Source organism: Pseudomonas sp. LBUM1671, from assembly GCF_059695685.1.
In genome coordinates, this window is record NZ_CP166782.1 from 1 (window position 1) to 21,629 (window position 21,629).

The following is a 21,629-nucleotide window of genomic DNA, read 5'->3' on the forward strand; positions in this document are numbered from 1 at the left end:
GTGTCAGTGGAACTTTGGCAGCAGTGCGTGGAGCTTTTGCGCGATGAGCTACCTGCCCAACAATTCAACACTTGGATCCGTCCACTACAGGTCGAAGCCGAAGGCGACGAGTTGCGTGTCTACGCACCGAATCGTTTTGTTCTCGACTGGGTCAACGAAAAGTACCTGGGCCGCGTCCTTGAACTGCTGGATGAGCATGGCAATGGCATGGCGCCTGCGCTCTCCTTATTAATAGGCAGCAAACGCAGTTCGGCACCGCGTGCGGCACCGAATGCACCGTTGGCCGCCGCTGCTTCCCAGGCTCAATCCGCTCAAGCGCCTGTCAGCGCTCCGGCACCAGTACCGACGAGCGCACCGACCAAACGTGCGACGCAAAAAATGGCCGAGGTCAATGAAGAGCCTTCTCGCGACAGCTTCGACCCCATGGCCGGCGCCAGTTCGCAACAGGCACCGGTTCGCGCCGAGCAGCGCACGGTGCAGGTTGAAGGTGCGCTCAAGCACACCAGTTACCTGAACCGGACCTTCACCTTCGAAAACTTCGTTGAGGGTAAATCCAACCAACTGGCCCGAGCTGCTGCCTGGCAGGTTGCGGATAACCCGAAGCACGGTTACAACCCGCTCTTCCTTTATGGCGGCGTCGGCCTGGGTAAGACCCACTTGATGCACGCTGTGGGTAACCACCTATTAAAGAAGAACCCGAATGCCAAGGTCGTTTACTTGCATTCGGAGCGGTTCGTGGCCGACATGGTCAAGGCCCTGCAGCTGAACGCGATCAACGAGTTCAAGCGCTTCTACCGTTCGGTGGATGCGTTGCTGATCGATGACATTCAGTTCTTCGCCCGCAAAGAGCGATCCCAGGAAGAATTTTTCCACACCTTCAACGCCCTGCTTGAAGGTGGCCAGCAGGTCATTCTTACCAGTGACCGCTACCCGAAAGAAATCGAAGGCCTTGAAGAACGCCTGAAATCCCGCTTTGGCTGGGGCCTGACGGTTGCCGTCGAGCCGCCGGAGCTGGAAACCCGCGTAGCGATCCTGATGAAAAAGGCCGATCAGGCCAAAGTCGATCTGCCACACGATGCGGCGTTCTTCATTGCCCAGCGTATTCGCTCCAACGTCCGTGAGCTGGAAGGCGCGCTCAAACGCGTGATCGCCCACTCGCACTTCATGGGCCGCGACATCACCATCGAGTTGATTCGCGAATCCCTGAAAGACCTGTTGGCGCTGCAAGACAAACTGGTCTCTGTGGATAACATTCAGCGCACGGTCGCCGAGTACTACAAGATCAAGATCTCCGATCTGCTGTCCAAGCGGCGTTCACGCTCGGTCGCACGTCCGCGTCAGGTTGCAATGGCGTTGTCCAAAGAGTTGACTAACCACAGCCTGCCGGAAATCGGCGATGTGTTTGGTGGCCGTGACCACACCACCGTTTTGCACGCCTGCCGCAAGATCAACGAACTTAAGGAATCCGACGCGGACATCCGCGAGGACTACAAGAACCTGCTGCGTACACTGACCACTTGATGAACACCAGCGCAGCTTATTAAGGCAAGGGACTAGACCATGCATTTCACCATTCAACGCGAAGCCCTGTTGAAACCCCTGCAACTGGTCGCAGGCGTCGTCGAGCGCCGACAGACCTTGCCGGTGCTCTCCAACGTGCTGCTGGTTGTCGAAGGCCAGCAATTGTCGCTGACCGGTACCGACCTGGAAGTCGAGCTGGTCGGTCGTGTGCAACTCGAAGAGCCCGCGGACCCGGGTTCCATCACTGTGCCTGCGCGCAAGCTGATGGACATCTGCAAGAGCTTGCCGAACGACGCGCTGATCGACATAAAGGTCGATGAGCAGAAGCTTGTGGTGAAGGCCGGCCGTAGCCGCTTCACCCTGTCGACCCTGCCAGCCAACGATTTCCCGACTGTTGAAGAAGGCCCTGGCTCGCTGACGTGCAGCCTGGAGCAGAGCAAACTGCGCCGTCTGATCGAACGCACCAGCTTCGCCATGGCCCAACAGGACGTGCGTTATTACCTGAACGGCATGTTGCTGGAAGTTTCTGAAGGCATCATCCGCGCCGTGGCCACTGACGGTCACCGTCTGGCCATGTGCTCGATGAAGGCCGATATCGGTCAGCCGGATCGCCACCAAGTGATCGTTCCGCGCAAGGGTATCCTTGAACTGGCGCGTCTGCTGACCGAGCCGGACGGCATTGTCAGCATCGTGCTGGGTCAACACCACATCCGTGCGACTACCGGTGAGTTCACCTTCACTTCGAAACTGGTTGACGGCAAATTCCCTGACTACGAGCGGGTTCTGCCGAAAGGCGGCGACAAGCTGGTGCTCGGTGATCGCCAGGCCTTGCGTGAAGCCTTCAGCCGTACCGCGATTCTGTCCAACGAGAAGTACCGCGGCATCCGTCTGCAATTGGCCAACGGTCAGCTGAAGATCCAGGCAAACAACCCGGAGCAGGAAGAAGCTGAAGAAGAAGTGGGCGTTGAGTACAACGGCGGCAATCTGGAAATCGGCTTCAACGTGAGCTATCTGCTCGACGTGCTGGGCGTGATGACCACCGAGCAGGTTCGCCTGATCCTGTCCGACTCCAACAGCAGTGCGCTGGTGCAAGAGTCCGACAACGACGACTCGGCCTACGTCGTTATGCCGATGCGTCTGTAATCATGCCCAGCAGAAGCTAGATGTCCTTAAGTCGCGTCTCGGTCACCGCGGTGCGCAATTTGCACCCGGTGACCTTCTCCCCCTCCCCCCGAATCAATATTCTTTACGGCGCCAACGGCAGCGGCAAAACCAGTGTTCTGGAAGCCATTCACCTGCTGGGGCTTGCCCGTTCGTTCCGTAGTAGCCGTCTATTACCCGTCATTCAGTACGAGCAATTGGCGTGCACGGTGTTTGGGCAAGTTGAATTGGCCGAGGGTGGCCATAGCGCATTGGGGATATCTCGCGACCGTCAGGGGGAGTTCCAGATCCGCATCGACGGCCAGAACGCCCGTAGTGCGGCGCAACTGGCAGAGATTCTGCCACTCCAGCTGATTAACCCGGACAGCTTCCGGCTTTTGGAGGGGGCGCCGAAGATTCGGAGACAGTTTCTCGACTGGGGCGTGTTCCACGTGGAACCGCGATTCATGTCCACTTGGCAGCGCTTGCAGAAGGCCCTGCGCCAGAGAAACTCTTGGCTGCGGCATGGTACACTTGACGCCGTTTCGCAAGCGGTTTGGGACAGGGAACTGTGCCAGGCCAGCGCTGAAATAGATGAATACCGCCGCGCTTACATCAAAGCCTTGAAACCAGTCTTTGAACAGACCCTGAGCGAACTGGTTGAGCTTGAGGGTTTGACGCTCAGCTATTACCGCGGTTGGGACAAGGACCGGGAGTTGAGTGCAGTGCTCGCCGGGTCCCTTCAGCGGGATCAGCAAATGGGTCATACCCAGGCCGGACCACAACGTGCTGATTTGCGTCTTAGATTGGGCGCACATAACGCCGCGGACATCTTGTCCCGTGGTCAGCAGAAGTTGGTGGTCTGTGCATTGCGGATTGCCCAGGGGCACCTAGTGAGCCAGGCCCGACGCGGCCAGTGTATTTATCTGGTGGATGACCTGCCGTCTGAACTGGACGAGCACCACCGTCGCGCGCTTTGCCGCTTGCTGGAAGACTTACGCTGCCAGGTGTTTATCACCTGTGTAGATCACGAATTATTGAGGGAAGGCTGGCAGACGGAAACGCCAGTCGCTCTGTTCCACGTGGAACAGGGCCGTATCACCCAGACCCACGACCATCGGGAGTGAAGGCATTGAGCGAAGAAAATACGAATACCTACGACTCAACGAGCATTAAGGTGCTGAAAGGCCTGGATGCCGTCCGTAAACGTCCCGGTATGTACATTGGTGACACCGACGATGGTAGCGGTCTGCACCACATGGTCTTCGAGGTAGTCGACAACTCCATCGATGAAGCGCTCGCTGGCCACTGCGACGATATCAGCATCATTATCCACCCGGATGAATCCATCACCGTTCGCGACAACGGCCGTGGCATCCCGGTAGACGTGCACAAAGAAGAAGGCGTTTCGGCAGCCGAGGTCATCATGACCGTGCTGCACGCCGGCGGTAAGTTCGACGACAACTCCTACAAAGTATCCGGCGGTCTGCACGGTGTAGGTGTTTCGGTGGTCAACGCCTTGTCCGAAGAGCTTGTTCTCACGGTGCGCCGCAGCGGCAAGATCTGGGAACAGACGTACATCCACGGTGTTCCGAAAGAGCCGATGAAAATCGTCGGCGAGAGCGAAACCACTGGTACCCAGATTCACTTCAAACCGTCCGACCTCACCTTCAAGAACATCCACTTCAGCTGGGACATCCTGGCCAAGCGGATTCGTGAACTGTCCTTCCTCAACTCCGGTGTCGGTATCGTCCTCAAGGATGAACGCAGCGGCAAGGAAGAGCTGTTCAAGTACGAAGGCGGCCTGCGTGCATTCGTTGAATACCTGAACACCAACAAGACTCCGGTCAACCAGGTGTTCCACTTCAACATCCAGCGTGAAGACGGCATCGGCGTGGAAATCGCCCTGCAGTGGAACGACAGCTTCAACGAGAACCTGTTGTGCTTCACCAACAACATTCCACAGCGCGACGGCGGTACTCACCTGGTGGGTTTCCGTTCCGCACTGACGCGTAACCTGAACACCTACATCGAAGCAGAAGGTCTGGCGAAGAAGCATAAAGTCGCGACCACCGGTGACGATGCCCGTGAAGGCCTGACTGCGATCATTTCGGTAAAAGTGCCGGATCCGAAGTTCAGCTCCCAGACCAAAGACAAGCTCGTGTCTTCCGAAGTGAAGACCGCGGTCGAACAGGAAATGGGCAAGTACTTCTCCGACTTCCTGCTGGAAAACCCAAACGAAGCCAAACTGGTCGTCGGCAAGATGATCGACGCGGCCCGCGCTCGTGAAGCGGCGCGTAAAGCCCGTGAGATGACTCGACGCAAAGGCGCGCTGGATATCGCCGGCCTGCCGGGCAAACTGGCTGACTGCCAGGAAAAAGACCCTGCCCTGTCCGAACTGTACCTCGTGGAAGGTGACTCTGCTGGCGGCTCCGCCAAGCAGGGACGTAATCGCCGGACCCAGGCCATCCTGCCTCTCAAGGGCAAGATCCTGAACGTCGAGAAGGCGCGCTTCGACAAGATGATCTCTTCCCAGGAAGTGGGCACTTTGATCACCGCGCTGGGCTGCGGCATCGGCCGCGACGAATACAACATCGACAAGCTGCGCTATCACAACATCATCATCATGACCGATGCTGACGTCGACGGTTCGCACATTCGTACTCTGCTGCTGACCTTCTTCTTCCGTCAGTTGCCGGAGCTGATCGAGCGCGGCTACATCTACATCGCGCAACCGCCGCTGTACAAGGTCAAGAAAGGCAAGCAAGAGCAATACATCAAAGACGACGACGCCATGGAAGAGTACATGACGCAGTCGGCCCTGGAAGATGCGAGCCTGCACCTGAACGAAGAAGCCCCGGGTATCTCCGGTGAAGCGCTTGAGCGTCTGGTGAATGACTTCCGTCTGGTGATGAAAACCCTCAAGCGTCTGTCGCGCCTGTACCCACAGGAACTGACCGAGCACTTCATCTACCTGCCGGCTGTCAGCCTGGAGCAATTGTCCGATCACGCAGCGATGCAGGCCTGGATGGCTCAGTACGAAGTCCGCCTGCGCACTGTTGAAAAGTCTGGCCTGGTTTACAAAGCCAGCCTGCGTGAAGACCGTGAACGTAACGTCTGGTTGCCAGAGGTCGAGCTGATCTCCCACGGCCTGTCGAACTACGTCACCTTCAACCGCGACTTCTTCGGCAGCAACGATTACAAAACCGTTGTATCCCTGGGCGCTCAACTGAGCACCTTGTTGGACGACGGCGCGTACATCCAGCGTGGCGAGCGCAAGAAGCCGGTCACCGAGTTCAAGGAAGCCCTTGAATGGCTGATGGCTGAAAGCACCAAGCGTCACACCATCCAGCGATACAAAGGTCTGGGCGAAATGAACCCGGATCAGCTGTGGGAAACCACCATGGACCCAAGCCAGCGCCGGATGCTCAAAGTGACCATCGAAGACGCCATTGGCGCAGACCAGATCTTCAACACCCTGATGGGTGATGCGGTCGAACCTCGTCGTGACTTCATCGAAAGCAACGCCCTGGCGGTTTCCAACCTGGACTTCTGATCCAGCAGCGGACCCTGCCAAACGAAAAAGGCCAACGCTCAGCGTTGGCCTTTTTTCATCTTTAAAAAATAATCGCAGAAACAAAAAAACAGCGCAAATCGCAGGTATAAAAAAACCGGCTATATCAGCCGGTTTTTTTGCGCCCAAAAAAAACTTATGCACCATTTCCCACGTTTTATGAGTTTAAGAAATATGCATATAAATCATAAAGATACGATCATAAAACGTTAGTTTTCGATAAAACGGTACACAGGTTATCCACAGAATCTCAGACAGTCACTTGATCGTTGGCAGAGGGGGCTGCCGGAGCTGCTGGCAGCGAACCCATTTCCCGTTGCATCTGCTCGTTCCAGCTCTGTACCCGGTCATTCAGATCGGCAATGGCGCGTGGCCCAGTGCCCAGGGCGTACATTGGCTCACCGATGATCACGGTGATGACGCCCTGCTTCTTCGCCCAACCGGTTTTCGGCCAGAACTTGCCAGCATTGTGCGCAATTGGCAGCACTGGAAGCGCGGCGTTGACCGCCAACGCGGTGCCACCGCGTGAGAACTTGCCGATGGTGCCATAAGGAACGCGAGTCCCTTCGGGGAAGATCAGCACCCAGACGCCATCCTTCAGCAGTTCATCACCTTTCTTCGCCACATGCTTGAGCGCGGCTTTCGGATTGTCGCGGTCGATGGCGATCGGTCGCAGCATGGCCATGGCCCAGCCGAAGAACGGCACATACAGCAAGGAGCGCTTGAGCACCTGGCTCAACGGCTCGAAGTAGGCGGAAAGGAAGAATGTTTCCCAAGTGCTCTGGTGGTTCGACTGAATCACGCAAGGCTGGTCAGGCACGTTCTCGGCGCCCTTCACTTCGTAGCTGATGCCCAGGAACACTTTGCTCAGCCACAAGGCGCAACGGCACCAGTACACGTTGATGAAGCGATAGCGTGCCTTGAAGGGCAGGAACGGCGCGATAAAAAAGCTCAGGCTGCACCAAAGCAAAGAGCTGGTGCCCAGCAACAGATAAAAGAGGAACGTTCTGATGGCCTGCAGTATCGACATGGTGACGTTTACCGTGCGGGCTCTGCCCGTCTATATAAAGCGCAATCCCGATCAATCCTTGGTCAGGAATCTCGAAACGCTCTAATTGTGGATAAGTTCTGCGGCAATCGCCGCCAGATCGTCAAAAATCAAGGTGCCTACCGGTAGGGTTTTACCCAGAGTCTTTTCGCCTTTCCCGGTCTTTACCAAAACTGGCTGAGAATCGACGGCTTCTGCGGCTTCCAGGTCACCAAGGGAATCGCCGACAAACCATAGATTAGTCAGCGATACGTTGTAATACGCGGCGATGGTTTTCAACATCCCAGGTTTTGGCTTGCGGCAATCGCAGCCGTCGTCCGGCCCGTGCGGGCAATAAACGATCAGCCCGACTTCACCGCCCTGCTCCGCCACCCGCTCGCGCAAGCGCTCGTGCATGGCGTCCAGGGTGGCGATGTCGTAATAGCCGCGAGCGATTCCCGACTGGTTGGTGGCCACCGCCACCGTCCAGCCGGCCTTGCTCAACTGCGCGATGGCTTCGATCGAACCGGGGAGCGGAATCCACTCCTCCACCGACTTGATGTAAGCGTCGGAGTCGTAATTGATCACCCCGTCCCGATCGAGAATCAGCAGTTTCAACAGCAGTCCCTCAGCCCAGCATCGAAATGTCGGCGACGCCGAGGAACAGCCCACGCAGGCGCGCCAGCAATGCATAACGGTTGGCGCGGACCTTGGCGTCTTCAGCGTTGACCATTACTGCTTCGAAGAACGCATCCACCGGCTCGCGCAAGGCAGCCAGGCGTGCCAGCGATTCGCTGTACTGACGCGCAGCGGCCATTGGCTGCACAGCCTGGTCAGCCTGCTGGATCGCCGAGTACAGGGAGAACTCGTTGGCGTTGTCGAAGTACTTGGCTTCCACAACCGAAGGAACAGAGCCTTCGACCTTGCTCAGCAAGTTCGAAACGCGCTTGTTCACCGCGGCCAGGGCAGCGGCTTCCGGCAACTTGCGGAACGCTTCTACCGCTTGAACACGCTGATCGAAGTCCAGCGCCGAACCCGGCTTCAGGGCACGAACCGACAGGTAAGTCCCGACATCCACGCCATCGTCTTCGTAACGGGCACGCAGACGGTCGAAGATGAACTCCAGCACCGAATCGTTCAGGCCGGCAGCCTTCACTTTGGCACCGAACGCATTCACGGCGAATGCCACGGCGTCGTTCAGGTCGAGGTCGAGCTTCTTGTCGATCAGGATACGCAATACGCCGAGTGCCGCACGGCGCAGGGCATACGGGTCTTTGCTACCGGTTGGCAGCATGCCGATACCGAAAATACCGACCAGGGTGTCGAGCTTGTCGGCGATGGCCACGGCCGCACCGGTCAGGGTGGTCGGCAGTTCAGCACCGGCACCACGCGGCATGTACTGCTCGTTCAGTGCCAGTGCGACTTCTTCCGGCTCGCCGTCGTTGAGGGCGTAGTAATAACCGGCGACGCCTTGCATCTCCGGGAACTCACCGACCATTTCGGTCGACAAGTCGCACTTGGACAGCAGGCCGGCACGGGAAGCCCAGGCTGCGTTGCCGCCAATGCGTTGCGCGATGAACGCGGCGAGTTTGGAAACGCGCTCGGCCTTGTCGTAGACGCTGCCGAGTTTTTCCTGGAACACCACGTTCTGCAGGCGCAGGTTGAAGTCTTCGAGTTTCTGCTTCTTGTCTTGCTTGAAGAAGAACTCGGCGTCGGTCAGGCGTGGGCGAACCACTTTCTCGTTACCGGCGATGATCTGCTGCGGGTCTTTGCTTTCGATGTTGGCCACGGTAATGAAACGTGGCAGCAACTTGCCGTCGGCATCCAGCAGGCAGAAGTACTTCTGGTTGTCCTGCATGGTGGTGATCAGCGCTTCTTGCGGCACATCGAGGAAGCGTTCCTCGAACGAGCACACCAGCGGCACCGGCCATTCAACCAGCGCGGTCACTTCGTCGAGCAAGGCTGGAGGAACGATGGCAGTACCTTCCTGCATCGTCGCCAGTTCTTCGGTGCGCTTGCTGATCAGCTCGCGACGCTCGTTGGCATCGGCCAGTACATAGGCGGCACGCAGGTCGCTCAGGTAATTGGCCGGCGAAGTGATACGCACGCTTTCCGGGTGGTGGAAGCGGTGACCACGGGAATCACGACCGGACTTCTGGGCGAGGATCGTGCAATCGATGACTTGGTCACCGAGCAGCATTACCAGCCATTGGGTCGGACGAACGAATTCTTCCTTGCGAGCACCCCAGCGCATGCGCTTGGGGATCGGCAGGTCGTTCAGCGAGTCTTCAACGATGGTCGGCAGCAGGCTCGCGGTCGGCTTGCCGGCGATGCTTTGGCTGTAACGCAGTTTCGGACCGCTTTGATCGATTTCGCTCAGGTCGACGCCGCACTTCTTGGCGAAACCCAGTGCCGCTTGAGTCGGGTTGCCTTCGGCATCGAACGCGGCCTGACGTGGCGGGCCGTCGAGGTTGATGCTGCGATCCGGCTGCTGAGTAGCCAACGAGGTGATCAGTACCGCCAGGCGACGTGGCGCGGCGTAGACGGTTTTGGTCTCGTAGTTCAGGCCAGCGGCTTGCAGGCCCTTGTCGATACCAGCCAGAAATGCGTCGGCCAAAGTGTTCAGGGCTTTGGGTGGCAGTTCTTCGGTGCCCAGTTCAACCAGAAAATCTTGAGCACTCATTGTGCAGCCTCCAGCTTGGCCAGTACTTCGTCACGCAGGTCCGGGGTCGCCATCGGGAAGCCCAGCTTGGCGCGGGCCAGCAGGTAGGCTTGCGCAACGGAACGCGCCAGGGTGCGCACACGCAGGATGTATTGCTGACGCGCAGTCACCGAAATCGCCCGGCGCGCATCCAGCAGGTTGAACGTATGGGAGGCCTTCAACACCATTTCGTAGCTTGGCAACGGCAGTGGCTGGTCGAGCTCGATCAGGCGCTTGGCTTCGCTTTCGTAGAAATCGAACAGCTCGAACAGCTTCTCGACGTTGGCGTGTTCGAAGTTGTAGGTCGACTGCTCCACTTCGTTCTGGTGGAACACGTCGCCGTAGGTCACCTTGCCGAACGGACCGTCAGCCCAGACCAGGTCGTAGACCGAGTCCACGCCTTGCAGGTACATGGCCAGACGCTCGAGACCGTAAGTGATCTCGCCGGTCACCGGGTAGCACTCGATGCCGCCCGCTTGCTGGAAGTAAGTGAACTGCGTCACTTCCATGCCGTTGAGCCAGACTTCCCAGCCCAGACCCCAGGCGCCCAGTGTCGGCGATTCCCAGTTGTCTTCGACGAAGCGAATGTCGTGGACCAGCGGGTCCAGGCCGACATGCTTGAGGGAGCCCAGGTACAGTTCCTGGAAATTGTCCGGGTTCGGCTTCAGGACTACCTGGAACTGGTAGTAGTGCTGCAGACGGTTCGGGTTTTCGCCGTAGCGGCCGTCAGTCGGGCGACGACTGGGCTGCACATAAGCGGCGTTCCAAGTTTCCGGGCCAATGGCGCGCAGGAATGTAGCGGTGTGGAAAGTGCCGGCGCCTACTTCCATATCGTAGGGCTGAAGTACCACACAACCTTGCTCGGCCCAGTATTGCTGGAGGGCGAGGATCAAGTCTTGGAAGGTACGCACGGCTGGCGTAGGCTGGCTCACGAAATTCACCTGTTTCTTGGGCTGCGATTTAAAGAGCGGGAGTATACCCGATTCGGTCCTGCGCACGCCCCCTGGAGCCTTATGCCACGCTGCTTTTGGTGTTCCGAAGATCCGCTGTACATGGCTTATCACGATCAGGAGTGGGGCACGCCGCTACGCGATGCGCAGGGATTGTTCGAGTTGCTTTTGCTCGAAGGGTTCCAGGCCGGCCTTTCCTGGATCACCGTGCTGCGTAAACGAGAGCGATATCGCGAGGTGTTGTTCGGCTTCGACGTACAGCGGGTGGCGCAGATGAGCGACGCGGAAATCGATGAATTGATGCTCGATCCGGGCATTATTCGCAATCGCCTCAAACTCAATGCGGCCCGTCGCAACGCCCAGGCCTGGCTGGCGCTGGAGGATCCGGTGGAATTCCTCTGGTCCTTCGTCGGCGGCAAGCCTGTCATCAATCATTTCAAGGATCGCACCGAGGTGCCGGCGGTTACGCCGGTCGCGGTGGAGATGAGCAAAGGCCTGAAAAAGGCCGGCTTCACGTTCGTCGGTCCGACCATTTGCTACGCACTGATGCAGGCCTCGGGCATGGTCATGGACCACACACAAGACTGCGACCGCTACGCTCAGCTCGCCAACGGCGGTTAGAATGGCCGCCTCGCGCACAGCACAAGATCAGGAGTGACCTGTGGATAAGTTTAAAGGCGCCTTGCTGGTAGGCGCTCTGCGGCTGTTTGCCCTGCTCCCGTGGCGGGCAGTGCAAGCCGTGGGTTCGGCCATTGGCTGGGTCATGTGGAAAACACCCAACCGTTCCCGCGATGTGGTTCGGATCAACCTCGCCAAGTGCTTCCCCGAAATGGACCCGGCTGAACGCGAGCGTCTGGTCGGCCAGAGCCTGAAAGACATCGGCAAGTCCCTGACCGAAAGCGCTTGCGCCTGGATCTGGCCGGCTCAGCGTTCGATCGATCTGGTGCGTGAAGTCGAAGGTCTCGACGTATTGAAAGACGCCCTAGCCTCCGGCAAAGGTGTCGTCGGCATCACCAGTCACTTGGGCAATTGGGAAGTGTTGAACCACTTCTATTGCAATCAGTGCAAACCGATTATTTTCTACCGACCGCCAAAACTGAAGGCTGTGGATGATTTGTTGCGCAAGCAGCGCGTGCAATTAGGCAACCGCGTAGCCGCTTCCACCAAGGAAGGCATCCTCAGCGTTATCAAGGAAGTGCGCAAAGGTGGTGCAGTGGGCATTCCCGCTGACCCGGAACCGGCCGAATCCGCCGGGATCTTCGTGCCGTTCTTCGCCACCCAGGCGCTGACCAGCAAATTCGTACCGAACATGCTCGCCGGCGGCAAAGCGGTCGGCGTGTTCCTGCATGCGCTGCGGCTGCCGGACGGTTCCGGTTACAAAGTGATCCTCGAAGCCGCGCCAGAGGCCATGTACAGCACCGATACAGAAACGTCCTGCGCGGCCATGAGCCAAGTGGTCGAGCGTTATGTGCGGGCGTATCCGAGCCAATACATGTGGAGCATGAAGCGCTTCAAGAAGCGTCCACCGGGCGAAGAGCGTTGGTATTGAGTTGATTGGCATGATCTGTGGATAACCTTGAACCCAGGGTTATCCACAACGGTTCATACAAGGGCGCAAAAGATGTCCGAACACCGCAAATCGTTTCGCATCAAGATCACTCACGATAGCTTCGGCGAATGTCTTGGCCAGACGCGTAACCTGTCGGCCACGGGCGTCTACGTCAAGCATCCGGGTTTGTCGTCGCTGCGTGAAGGCGCGGTGGTTTACGGACAGGTGCAGGACTTACCCACAGGTGCGCCACGGGTGCGTATGGAAGTGGTGCTGGTGGATGCCGATGGCATTGGCCTGCGCTATCTCTGATCAGTGCGCCTGCCGCTCAAGCTTCTTCAGAAACACCGTCATTTCCTTCTCTGCCTGCTTGTCGCCATGGGCGCGGGCGGCTTCCAGGCCCTGCTCCCACGCCTGACGCGCAGCCGCGAAATCTGCCAGCGCCAGATGGGCCTTGCCTAACAGCTTCCAGGCTGCCGAATACTTTGGATCGAACTCGACGCAGCGCTGGAAATGCTCGGCGGCCTTGGCGTTTTCCCCAATATCGAGATAACCCTTGCCCAGGCCGAATCGCAGCAATGAGTTATCCACACCCTTGGCGAGCATTTTTTCCAGGGATTCGAGCATGGTGGATTCCTTGTTTAGATTATTCAGTGATGCCTATGTGGTCATGAGATCGCTTTCGCGGGCAAGCCCGCTCCCACAGCGATCTTCAGTGAACACAGAATTTTTGCACGACCGAGAACCTGTGGGAGCGGGCTTGCCCGCGAAGAGGCCAGTCCAGGCGCCCACAATCATGGATCAGAAGAAGCTGAGCCCCACATGGAACAGCTTTTCCACATCCCGAATATGCTTTTTATCCACAAGGAACAGAATCACATGGTCGCCCGCCGCGATCACCGTTTTGTCATGGGCAATGATCACTTCTTCATCACGAATGATTGCGCCAATCGTCGTGCCCGGCGGCAAACCGATGTTCTCGATGGCCTTGCCAATCACCTTGCTCGACTTCTCATCACCATGGGCAATTGCCTCGATGGCTTCCGCCGCGCCGCGGCGCAATGAGTGCACGCTGACGATATCACCACGTCGCACGTGGGCCAGCAGTGTGCCGATGGTCGCCAGTTGCGGGCTGATGGCAATGTCGATATCGCCGCCCTGGATCAAATCCACGTAAGCCGGGTTGTTGATGATCGTCATCACCTTCTTCGCGCCCAGGCGCTTGGCCAGCAGCGAAGACATGATGTTGGCTTCGTCATCGTTGGTCAGGGCGAGGAAGATATCCGCGTCGGCGATGTTCTCTTCCATCAGTAAGTCGCGATCAGAAGCACTGCCCTGCAACACCACGGTGCTGTCGAGGGTGTCTGAGAGATGGCGGCAGCGGGCCGGGTTCATCTCGATGATCTTCACCTGATAACGGCTTTCAATCGCTTCGGCCAGGCGCTCACCGATCTGCCCGCCACCGGCGATGACGATGCGTTTGTAGGTTTCATCCAGGCGGCGCATTTCGCTCATCACCGCGCGAATATTCGCCTTGGCGGCGATGAAAAATACTTCGTCGTCAGCCTCGATCACCGTATCGCCCTGGGGCAGGATCGGCCGATCACGGCGGAAAATCGCGGCGACGCGGGTTTCAACGTTGGGCATGTGTTCACGCAACTGGCGCAATTGCTGACCCACCAACGGTCCGCCGTAGTACGCCTTCACCGCCACCAGTTGCGCTTTGCCTTCGGCGAAGTCGATCACCTGCAACGCACCCGGATGCTGAATCAGGCGCTTGATGTAATTGGTCACAACCTGTTCCGGGCTGATCAGCACGTCCACCGGAATCGCTTCGTTATCGAACAACTCGGAGCGCGTCAGGTACGCGGCTTCGCGGACCCGGGCGATCTTGGTCGGGGTGTGGAACAGGGTGTGGGCGACCTGACAGGCGACCATGTTGGTTTCGTCGCTGTTGGTCACTGCCACCAGCATGTCGGCGTCGTCCGCGCCGGCCTGACGCAGCACGGTCGGCAACGAGCCGCGGCCCTGCACGGTGCGGATGTCCAGGCGATCGCCGAGATCGCGCAGACGCTCGCCGTCGGTGTCGACCACAGTGATGTCGTTGGCCTCGCTGGCCAGATGTTCTGCCAGCGAACCGCCGACCTGCCCTGCGCCGAGGATGATGATTTTCATCCAGTCACTCCCTTAAATCCGGTTAACCGCGCGCGGCGGCGATCTTGATCAGTTTGGCGTAGTAGAACCCGTCGTGGCCGCCTTCCTGTGCCAGTAACTGGCGACCGTGAGGTTGTTTGAGACCGGCCGCCGTGGCGATGTCCAGCTCACGGGCGCCCGGTGTGCGAGCGAGGAAGGCTTCGATGACCTCGGTGTTCTCGGTCGGCAGCGTGGAGCAGGTGGCGTAGAGCAGAATCCCGCCGACTTCCAGCGTTATCCACATGGCATCGAGCAATTCGCCTTGCAGCACCGCGAGCGCGGCGATGTCGTCGGGTTGGCGAGTCAGCTTGATGTCCGGGTGACGACGGATCACGCCAGTGGCCGAACATGGCGCATCCAGCAGGATGCGCTGGAACGGTTTGCCGTCCCACCAGGTCGTGGTGTCGCGGCCGTCGGCGGCAATCAGTTCGGCGCTCAGGCCCAGGCGTGCGAGGTTCTCACGCACGCGCACCAGGCGCTTGGCTTCCAGATCAACCGCCACGACGCCCGCCAGTTTTGGCTCGGCTTCGAGGATGTGGCAGGTCTTGCCGCCTGGTGCGCAGCAGGCGTCCAGCACCCGTTGGCCCGGCGCCAGGTCGAGCAGGTCGGCGGCCAGTTGCGCCGCCTCGTCTTGCACGCTGATCCAGCCTTCGGCGAAGCCCGGCAGGCTGCGCACGTCAGCGGCGGCTTCGAGGATGATGCCGTCCTGACTGTAAACACACGGCGTGGCGGCGATGCCGGCCTCCGTCAGCAACCCAAGGTAAGCGTCGCGAGTGTGATGGCGGCGGTTGACCCGCAGTATCATCGGCGGGTGCGCGTTGTTCGCTGTGCAGATGGCTTCCCACTGCTCAGGCCAGAACGCCTTGAGGGATTTTTGCAGCCAGCGCGGATGCGCGGTGCGCACCACCGGATCGTATTCCAGCTCGGCCAGCAGTGCTTCGCTTTCCCGTTGGGCGCGGCGCAACACGGCGTTGAGCAAGGCCTTGGCCCAGGGCTTTTTCAGCTTGTCGGCGCAACCAACGGTTTCGCCAATGGCGGCGTGGGCCGGGACGCGGGTGTAGAGCAGTTGATAAAGACCGACCAGCAACAGCGCCTCGACATCCGCGTCCGCAGCCTTGAAAGGCTTTTGCAGCAACTTGGCCGCCAGCGCCGACAAACGTGGCTGCCAGCGCGCGGTGCCAAACGCCAGATCCTGAGTGAAGCCGCGATCGCGGTCTTCAACCTTGTCCATTTGTGTCGGCAGAGAACTGTTGAGCGAGGCTTTTCCGTTAAGAACAGCGGCGAGTGCCTTGGCGGCGGCCAGACGTGGATTCATTGAGCGTCCGCCGCTTGACCGAGGATGGTGCCGACAGCGAATTTTTCACGACGGCTGTTGAACAAGTCGCTGAAGTTCAGCGCCTTGCCGCCGGGCAATTGCAGACGGGTCAGGCACAGGGCTTGCTCACCGCAAGCGACGATCAAACCGTCCTTGCTGGCGCTGAGGATTTGCCCAGGTGCGCCCTGCCCTTCGGCGAGGCTCGCGGCCAGCACTTTCAGCGCTTCGCCGTTCAGCGTGCTGTGGGTGATCGGCCACGGGTTGAAGGCGCGGACCAGGCGTTCCAGCTCAATCGCCGGACGGCTCCAGTCGATGCGTGCTTCGTCCTTGTTCAATTTGTGAGCATACGTGGCGAGGCTGTCGTCCTGAACTTCGCCTTCCAATGTGCCGGCGGCGAGGCCGGCAATTGCCTGAATGACAGCCGGTGGACCCATTTCGGCGAGGCGGTCGTGGAGGCTGCCGCCGGTGTCTTCGGCGGTGATTGGCGTGGTGACTTTCAGCAGCATCGGCCCGGTATCCAGGCCCAGTTCCATGCGCATCACCGTCACGCCGCTTTCGCTGTCGCCTGCTTCGACGGCACGCTGGATCGGCGCCGCACCGCGCCAGCGTGGCAGCAACGAGGCGTGGCTGTTGATGCAGCCCAGGCGTGGAATATCCAGCACCGCTTGCGGCAGGATCAGGCCGTAGGCGACCACCACCAGCAAATCCGGCTTGAGTGCGGCCATTTCAGCCTGAGCGTCTTCGTTGCGCAGGGTCGGCGGCTGCAACACCGGGATGTTGTTTTCCAGCGCGAGTTGCTTGACCGGGCTCGGCATCAGCTTTTGCCCACGGCCCGCCGGACGGTCCGGCTGGGTGTAGACCGCGACGATCTCGTAAGGGCTGGCGAGCAGGGCCTTGAGGTGTTCGGCGGCGAATTCCGGGGTGCCAGCAAAGACGATGCGCAGTGGCTCAGTCATGGGAGCAATCTCTGAAAAGAAAAAGGCTTGCCGCAGCAAGCCTTTGAAAGAAGGGCATCAAGCGTTCTGGCGATGGAGCTTTTCCAGTTTCTTCTTGATTCGGTCGCGTTTGAGGTTCGACAGGTAGTCGACGAACAATTTGCCATTGAGGTGGTCGCATTCGTGCTGGATGCACACGGCGAGCAGGCCTTCGGCGATCAGTTCGTAAGGCTTGCCATCGCGGTCCAGGGCCTTGACCTTGACCTTCTGCGGGCGATCGACGTTTTCGTAGAAGCCCGGCACCGAGAGGCAGCCTTCCTGGTATTGCTCCATCTCGTCGGTCAGCGATTCGAACTCGGGGTTGATGAACACCCGCGGTTCGCTGCGGTCTTCGGAGAGGTCCATCACGACGATACGTTTGTGCACGTTGACCTGGGTCGCGGCGAGGCCGATGCCTGGCGCTTCATACATTGTTTCAAACATGTCATCGACCAACTGACGCACTTCGTCGTCCACTACGGCCACAGGTTTGGCGATAGTGCGCAGGCGCGAGTCGGGAAATTCGAGGATGTCTAAAATGGCCATAAGCTTAATTGCTGCACGTGTGAGGTAAAGTCGGGTCGATGGCCTGGCAGGTCCGAAGATGCAGGCTACCGTTGTGAAGCGTAGCTCCTTTTCTTTTATCAAAGAGTCAGGAGCGAGCCACGAGGGCTCTGGCGTTTCACGCGAACGCACATAATAAAGGGATTCACCGCATGAGGAAATCACTACTCGCCTTGCTCCTTCTGGCCTCGGCCGGTTTGGCGCACGGGCAAGTGCAACTCAAGGAAGGTTTTCCACAGCAATACACAGTGGTGGCGGGTGACACACTCTGGGACATTTCGGGAAAATTCCTCCGGGAGCCGTGGAAGTGGCCGGAGTTGTGGCAAGCCAATCCACAGATTGAAAACCCCAATCTCATCTACCCTGGCGACTCGCTGTCGCTGGTCTATGTCAACGGCCAACCGCGTCTGACCCTCAATCGCGGGGCTTCGCGCGGCACCATCAAGCTCTCGCCACGGGTGCGCAGTTCGCCGGTGGCTGATGCGATCCCGAGCATTCCGCTGCAATCGATCAACAGCTTTCTGCTTAGCAACCGCATCGTCGACAAGGTCGAGGACTTCGACAAGGCGCCTTACATCGTCGCCGGCGATGCCGAACGCGTGCTCAGCGGCACCGGGGACCGCATCTTCGCCCGTGGCCATTTCGACCCGAACCAGCCGGTGTACGGCATCTTCCGTCAGGGCAAGGTCTACACCGATCCCGAGAGCAAGGAGTTTCTGGGGATCAACGCCGATGACATCGGCGGAGGCGAGATCGTGGCCACCGAAGGCGATGTCGCTACCTTGGCACTGCAACGCACCACTCAGGAAGTGCGTCTCGGCGACCGTTTGTTCAGCGGTGAAGAGCGCTCCATCAACTCGACCTTCATGCCCAGTGCGCCAAAAACCCAGATCAATGGCTTGATCATCGATGTGCCGCGTGGGGTTACCCAGATTGGCGCGCTGGATGTGGTCACGCTGAACAAGGGGCAACGCGATGGCCTGGCCGAAGGCAACGTGTTGGTGGTGATGAAAACCGGTGAAACAGTGCGCGACCGGATTACCGGTCAGCCGCTGAAAATCCCCGATGAACGTGCCGGTCTGCTGATGGTTTTCCGCACCTACGACAAGCTCAGTTACGGGCTGGTCCTGAACGCATCGCGCTCGCTGGCGGTAATGGACAAGGTGCAAAATCCGTAGGCCTGCTCCACAAGTTACCAACAGAGTTATCCACAGCTTATTCCCGTTTGAACGGGGCTCATAACGATCAAGGATGATCCATGTCGCTGTCTGCCGTCACACCGGTTTCCCCTGCGGAACTGGAAGCTCGTTTACGTCTGCATCGCTTGCCGGAACTCGGCCCGGCGCGTTTCAAGAAATTGCTCGAAGCCTTCGGCTCGGCGTCCAAAGCCATCAGCGCGCCCGCCAGCGCCTGGCGTTCGCTGGGCCTGCCGCTGGGGTGCGCCGAAGCCCGGCGCGCCAATGAAGTGCGCGATGGCGCGGCCCACGCATTGGCCTGGCTAGAGCGTCCGGGCCAGCATTTACTGATGTGGGACCAGCCTGACTATCCGGCGCTGCTGGCGGAAATCAGCGATGCGCCGCCGCTGTTATTCGTGGCAGGCGATCCGGGTATCCTGGAAAAACCGCAATTGGCGATGGTCGGCAGTCGTCGCGCTTCGCGACCGGGCATGGACACCGCAGCGGCGTTTTCGCGCAGCCTGGCCAGCGCCGGTTTCGTCATCACCAGCGGTCTGGCGTTGGGCATCGATGCGGCCGCGCATCAAGCCGCCCTGGACGTGGGCGGGCGAACGGTCGGGGTACTTGGCACGGGACTTGAAAAGTTTTATCCACAGCGAAATCGGCGGCTGGCCGACGCCATGATCGCGTCGGGCAGCGCGGTGCTTTCCGAGTTCCCGCTGGACGCCGGCCCCAGCGCTGGCAACTTCCCTCGGCGCAACCGGATTATCAGCGGTTTATCCCTCGGCGTGCTGGTGGTCGAAGCGAGCGTCGCCAGCGGCTCATTGATCACGGCGAGGCTGGCGGCGGAGCAAGGACGAGAGGTGTACGCGATTCCAGGGTCGATCCATCACCCGGGCGCCAAGGGTTGTCACCAGTTGATCCGCGACGGCGCGATGCTGGTGGAAACCATTGAGCATATCCTCGAAGCGTTGCGCGGCTGGCAACGGCTGCCGTTATCCACAGAGACTCTGCAAACGCCCACGCATCCGCTGCTCCTGTTGCTTCACGCCGCGCCCCACACCAGCGAAGCGTTGTCGGTCAGCAGTGGCTGGGCCTTGTCCAAAGTGCTGGCAGCGCTGACCGAACTGGAAATGGATGGCCAGGCCGTGTGCGAAAGCGGGCGCTGGTTTGCGCGGGTGAGCTAGGTTTTATAGGGAAGATCGGTAAACTGCGCAGAGCCTTATTCCGGAGAGTTTTTCATGGTCAACAGTTGGCGTGTGCAACAAGCCGCACAAGCCGTTCGCGCAGGGGCAGTGATTGCCTACCCAACCGAAGCGGTCTGGGGGCTGGGTTGCGATCCGTGGGACGAAGAGGCGGTGTATCGTCTGTTGGCGATCAAGGGCCGGTCTGCGGAAAAGGGCCTGATTCTGGTCGCAGACAACATTCGTCAGTTCGACTTCCTGTTCGAAGACTTCCCGGAACTGTGGATGGATCGCATGGCCAGCACCTGGCCGGGGCCCAACACCTGGCTGGTGCCGCATCAGAATTTGTTGCCACAGTGGATTACCGGCGTGCATGAAACCGTGGCGCTGCGGGTCAGCGATCATCCGTTGGTGCGGGATTTGTGCGCGGTGGTCGGGCCGTTGGTTTCAACGTCGGCCAACCCGCAGGGCCGGCCGGCGGCGCGCACGCGGATTCGCGTCGAGCAGTATTTCCGTGGGCAGGTGGATTACGTGTTGGGCGGGAACCTGGGTGGGCGCAAGAATCCGAGCGTGATTCGCGATGTGGCGACCGGGAACGTCATTCGCCCGGATTAATCCCGCAGTAACCTGTGGCGAGGGAGCTTGCTCCCGCTGGACTGCGCAGCAGTCCCGTTCTTTTAAGGATATGGGGGGCCGCTTCGCGGCCCAGCGGGAGCAAGCTCCCTCGCCACAGTTCGTTGTTACGGCAACAAAACAGTCGAGCCAGTGGTCCGCCGCGCCGACAACTCGGTCTGCGCCTTCGCCGCTTCAGCCAGCGGGTATTTCTGGCTGATGTCCACCGTCAGCTTGCCGCTGATGATCATCTCGAACAGCTCATCCGCCATGCGCTGCAGGTTTTGCGCGTTATTGGCGTAAGTCGCGAGTGTCGGCCGGGTCACGTACAACGAACCCTTCGCTGCCAAAATCCCCAGGTTCACCCCATCCACCGCTCCGGAAGCGTTGCCAAAGCTCACCACCAGACCCCTTGGTGCCACGCTGTCGAGCGACGTCAGCCAGGTGTCCTTGCCGACGCCGTCGTACACCACCGGGACTTTCTTGCCGTCAGTCAATTCCAGCACCCGTTGTGCGACGTTTTCGTGGCTGTAGTCGATGGTCGCCCACGCGCCGTTGGCCTTGGCCAGCGCGGCTTTCTCCGGTGAGCTGACTGTGCCAATCAACTTCACGCCCAAGGCCCTGGCCCATTGGCAGGCCAGGGAGCCGACACCGCCTGCAGCGGCATGGAACAGGATGGTTTCGCCACCCTTGAGTTCATACGTCTGACGCAGCAGGTACTGCACGGTCAGGCCCTTGAGCATCACCCCGGCGGCCTGTTCGAAACTGATCGCGTCCGGCAAGTGCACCAGGTTGGCTTCCGGCAAAACATGAACGTCGCTGTAAGCGCCCAACGGGCCGCTGCCGTAAGCCACGCGGTCGCCAACCTTGAACCGGGTCACTTCGCTGCCAACAGCCTCGACAACGCCCGCACCTTCCGACCCCAGGCCCGATGGCAGAGCGGGCAGCGGATAGAGGCCACTGCGGTAATAGGTGTCGATGAAGTTCAGGCCGATGGCCTTGTTCGTCACGCGAACCTGCTGCGGCCCGGGCTCGGCGGGTTGGTAATCGACATACTCGAGCACTTCGGGGCCGCCATGGGCGCGGAACTGGATACGCTTTGCCATCAGAACTCTCCTTAGGTCATTTGCGAAGCTCCCTATCGGACTCC

20 protein-coding genes are annotated in these 21,629 nt (G+C 59.5%); 10 read left to right on the plus strand and 10 right to left on the minus strand.

Annotated elements, in window-relative coordinates; genetic code table 11:
• From dnaA to gyrB, 4 genes are read left to right on the plus strand one after another with little or no spacing between them, the layout of a single operon-like run.
• Entirely contained in the window at window positions 1-1,521 is a 1,521-nt protein-coding gene (dnaA, locus tag ACA060_RS00005; RefSeq protein WP_109626987.1) for a chromosomal replication initiator protein DnaA, read from the plus strand.
• A gap of 39 nt (window positions 1,522-1,560) precedes the next feature.
• Window positions 1,561-2,664 carry a DNA polymerase III subunit beta gene (gene dnaN / locus ACA060_RS00010; RefSeq protein ID WP_008155702.1) on the plus strand — a complete coding sequence of 368 codons (1,104 nt, stop codon included), beginning with the start codon at window positions 1,561-1,563 and terminating at the stop codon, window positions 2,662-2,664.
• 20 nt (window positions 2,665-2,684) lie between these two features.
• The gene (gene recF, locus ACA060_RS00015) at window positions 2,685-3,788 is read left to right on the plus strand and encodes a DNA replication/repair protein RecF (protein WP_008007898.1); all 1,104 of its coding nucleotides are present in this window, start codon (window positions 2,685-2,687) and stop codon (window positions 3,786-3,788) included.
• A gap of 5 nt (window positions 3,789-3,793) precedes the next feature.
• The gene (gene gyrB / locus ACA060_RS00020; RefSeq protein ID WP_131059042.1) at window positions 3,794-6,217 is read left to right on the plus strand and encodes a DNA topoisomerase (ATP-hydrolyzing) subunit B; all 2,424 of its coding nucleotides are present in this window, start codon (window positions 3,794-3,796) and stop codon (window positions 6,215-6,217) included.
• Window positions 6,218-6,485: 268 nt separating this feature from the next.
• On the opposite strand, the gene ACA060_RS00025 is transcribed toward gyrB, so the two are convergent.
• From ACA060_RS00025 to glyQ, 4 genes are all read right to left on the minus strand, one after another.
• Entirely contained in the window at window positions 6,486-7,265 is a 780-nt protein-coding gene (locus ACA060_RS00025; protein WP_497314709.1) for a lysophospholipid acyltransferase family protein, read from the minus strand.
• Between the two features lie 81 nt (window positions 7,266-7,346).
• Window positions 7,347-7,886 (minus strand): D-glycero-beta-D-manno-heptose 1,7-bisphosphate 7-phosphatase, encoded by a 540-nt coding sequence (gene gmhB, locus ACA060_RS00030; RefSeq protein ID WP_497318378.1) that lies wholly within the window; start codon window positions 7,884-7,886, stop codon window positions 7,347-7,349.
• A 4-nt stretch (window positions 7,887-7,890) separates the two neighbouring features.
• Window positions 7,891-9,945 carry a glycine--tRNA ligase subunit beta gene (glyS, locus tag ACA060_RS00035; RefSeq protein WP_497314711.1) on the minus strand — a complete coding sequence of 685 codons (2,055 nt, stop codon included), beginning with the start codon at window positions 9,943-9,945 and terminating at the stop codon, window positions 7,891-7,893.
• Window positions 9,942-10,895, minus strand: coding sequence for a glycine--tRNA ligase subunit alpha (gene glyQ, locus ACA060_RS00040; RefSeq protein ID WP_003213601.1), 954 nt, complete (start codon window positions 10,893-10,895; stop codon window positions 9,942-9,944). The genes glyS and glyQ overlap by 4 nt, the downstream gene beginning before the upstream one ends.
• A gap of 81 nt (window positions 10,896-10,976) precedes the next feature.
• Here glyQ and tag point away from each other — a divergent pair, with 81 nt between their 5' ends.
• The 3 genes from tag to ACA060_RS00055 all read left to right on the plus strand — a co-directional run bounded on the left by tag (window position 10,977) and on the right by ACA060_RS00055 (window position 12,774).
• On the plus strand, window positions 10,977-11,534 hold the full coding sequence (gene tag / locus ACA060_RS00045; protein ID WP_109626998.1) for a DNA-3-methyladenine glycosylase I: 558 nt from the start codon (window positions 10,977-10,979) through the stop codon (window positions 11,532-11,534).
• Between the two features lie 40 nt (window positions 11,535-11,574).
• Window positions 11,575-12,462, plus strand: a complete 888-nt coding sequence (locus ACA060_RS00050; RefSeq protein ID WP_010465508.1) for a lysophospholipid acyltransferase — start codon at window positions 11,575-11,577, stop codon at window positions 12,460-12,462.
• A gap of 72 nt (window positions 12,463-12,534) precedes the next feature.
• Window positions 12,535-12,774, plus strand: a complete 240-nt coding sequence (locus ACA060_RS00055; RefSeq protein ID WP_109627000.1) for a PilZ domain-containing protein — start codon at window positions 12,535-12,537, stop codon at window positions 12,772-12,774.
• Here ACA060_RS00055 and ACA060_RS00060 read toward each other — a convergent pair whose 3' ends face one another.
• The 5 genes from ACA060_RS00060 to def all read right to left on the minus strand — a co-directional run bounded on the left by ACA060_RS00060 (window position 12,775) and on the right by def (window position 17,490).
• Window positions 12,775-13,089 (minus strand): tetratricopeptide repeat protein, encoded by a 315-nt coding sequence (locus tag ACA060_RS00060; protein WP_497314713.1) that lies wholly within the window; start codon window positions 13,087-13,089, stop codon window positions 12,775-12,777.
• A 174-nt stretch (window positions 13,090-13,263) separates the two neighbouring features.
• The gene (gene trkA, locus ACA060_RS00065; RefSeq protein WP_109627004.1) at window positions 13,264-14,637 is read right to left on the minus strand and encodes a Trk system potassium transporter TrkA; all 1,374 of its coding nucleotides are present in this window, start codon (window positions 14,635-14,637) and stop codon (window positions 13,264-13,266) included.
• Window positions 14,638-14,659: 22 nt separating this feature from the next.
• Window positions 14,660-15,970, minus strand: a complete 1,311-nt coding sequence (rsmB, locus tag ACA060_RS00070) for a 16S rRNA (cytosine(967)-C(5))-methyltransferase RsmB (protein WP_497314715.1) — start codon at window positions 15,968-15,970, stop codon at window positions 14,660-14,662.
• Window positions 15,967-16,926 (minus strand): methionyl-tRNA formyltransferase, encoded by a 960-nt coding sequence (fmt, locus tag ACA060_RS00075; protein WP_497314717.1) that lies wholly within the window; start codon window positions 16,924-16,926, stop codon window positions 15,967-15,969. Before fmt ends, rsmB begins: the two co-directional genes overlap by 4 nt.
• A 57-nt stretch (window positions 16,927-16,983) precedes the next feature.
• Window positions 16,984-17,490 carry a peptide deformylase gene (gene def, locus ACA060_RS00080; protein WP_109627010.1) on the minus strand — a complete coding sequence of 169 codons (507 nt, stop codon included), beginning with the start codon at window positions 17,488-17,490 and terminating at the stop codon, window positions 16,984-16,986.
• Window positions 17,491-17,660: 170 nt separating this feature from the next.
• Here def and ACA060_RS00085 point away from each other — a divergent pair, with 170 nt between their 5' ends.
• The 3 genes from ACA060_RS00085 to tsaC all read left to right on the plus strand — a co-directional run bounded on the left by ACA060_RS00085 (window position 17,661) and on the right by tsaC (window position 20,482).
• Window positions 17,661-18,686: a LysM peptidoglycan-binding domain-containing protein gene (locus ACA060_RS00085; protein ID WP_109627012.1), complete on the plus strand. Its 1,026-nt coding sequence runs from the start codon at window positions 17,661-17,663 to the stop codon at window positions 18,684-18,686.
• Between the two features lie 80 nt (window positions 18,687-18,766).
• Window positions 18,767-19,870, plus strand: a complete 1,104-nt coding sequence (gene dprA / locus ACA060_RS00090) for a DNA-processing protein DprA (RefSeq protein ID WP_497314719.1) — start codon at window positions 18,767-18,769, stop codon at window positions 19,868-19,870.
• Window positions 19,871-19,924: 54 nt separating this feature from the next.
• On the plus strand, window positions 19,925-20,482 hold the full coding sequence (gene tsaC / locus ACA060_RS00095) for an L-threonylcarbamoyladenylate synthase type 1 TsaC (protein ID WP_109627016.1): 558 nt from the start codon (window positions 19,925-19,927) through the stop codon (window positions 20,480-20,482).
• Window positions 20,483-20,607: 125 nt separating this feature from the next.
• On the opposite strand, the gene ACA060_RS00100 is transcribed toward tsaC, so the two are convergent.
• The gene (locus ACA060_RS00100; protein ID WP_497314721.1) at window positions 20,608-21,585 is read right to left on the minus strand and encodes an NADPH:quinone reductase; all 978 of its coding nucleotides are present in this window, start codon (window positions 21,583-21,585) and stop codon (window positions 20,608-20,610) included.
• Window positions 21,586-21,629 lie beyond the last annotated feature (44 nt).

Coding starts and splice junctions, on each gene's coding strand:
- dnaN (WP_008155702.1), top strand. CDS start 1,561: ATGCATTTCACCATTCAACGCGAAGCCCTGTTGAAACCCCTGCAACTG.
- recF (WP_008007898.1), top strand. CDS start 2,685: ATGTCCTTAAGTCGCGTCTCGGTCACCGCGGTGCGCAATTTGCACCCG.
- ACA060_RS00025 (WP_497314709.1), bottom strand. CDS start 7,265: ATGTCGATACTGCAGGCCATCAGAACGTTCCTCTTTTATCTGTTGCTG.
- glyS (WP_497314711.1), bottom strand. CDS start 9,945: ATGAGTGCTCAAGATTTTCTGGTTGAACTGGGCACCGAAGAACTGCCA.
- tag (WP_109626998.1), top strand. CDS start 10,977: ATGCCACGCTGCTTTTGGTGTTCCGAAGATCCGCTGTACATGGCTTAT.
- ACA060_RS00055 (WP_109627000.1), top strand. CDS start 12,535: ATGTCCGAACACCGCAAATCGTTTCGCATCAAGATCACTCACGATAGC.
- ACA060_RS00060 (WP_497314713.1), bottom strand. CDS start 13,089: ATGCTCGAATCCCTGGAAAAAATGCTCGCCAAGGGTGTGGATAACTCA.
- trkA (WP_109627004.1), bottom strand. CDS start 14,637: ATGAAAATCATCATCCTCGGCGCAGGGCAGGTCGGCGGTTCGCTGGCA.
- rsmB (WP_497314715.1), bottom strand. CDS start 15,970: ATGAATCCACGTCTGGCCGCCGCCAAGGCACTCGCCGCTGTTCTTAAC.
- fmt (WP_497314717.1), bottom strand. CDS start 16,926: ATGACTGAGCCACTGCGCATCGTCTTTGCTGGCACCCCGGAATTCGCC.
- def (WP_109627010.1), bottom strand. CDS start 17,490: ATGGCCATTTTAGACATCCTCGAATTTCCCGACTCGCGCCTGCGCACT.
- ACA060_RS00085 (WP_109627012.1), top strand. CDS start 17,661: ATGAGGAAATCACTACTCGCCTTGCTCCTTCTGGCCTCGGCCGGTTTG.
- dprA (WP_497314719.1), top strand. CDS start 18,767: ATGTCGCTGTCTGCCGTCACACCGGTTTCCCCTGCGGAACTGGAAGCT.
- tsaC (WP_109627016.1), top strand. CDS start 19,925: ATGGTCAACAGTTGGCGTGTGCAACAAGCCGCACAAGCCGTTCGCGCA.
- ACA060_RS00100 (WP_497314721.1), bottom strand. CDS start 21,585: ATGGCAAAGCGTATCCAGTTCCGCGCCCATGGCGGCCCCGAAGTGCTC.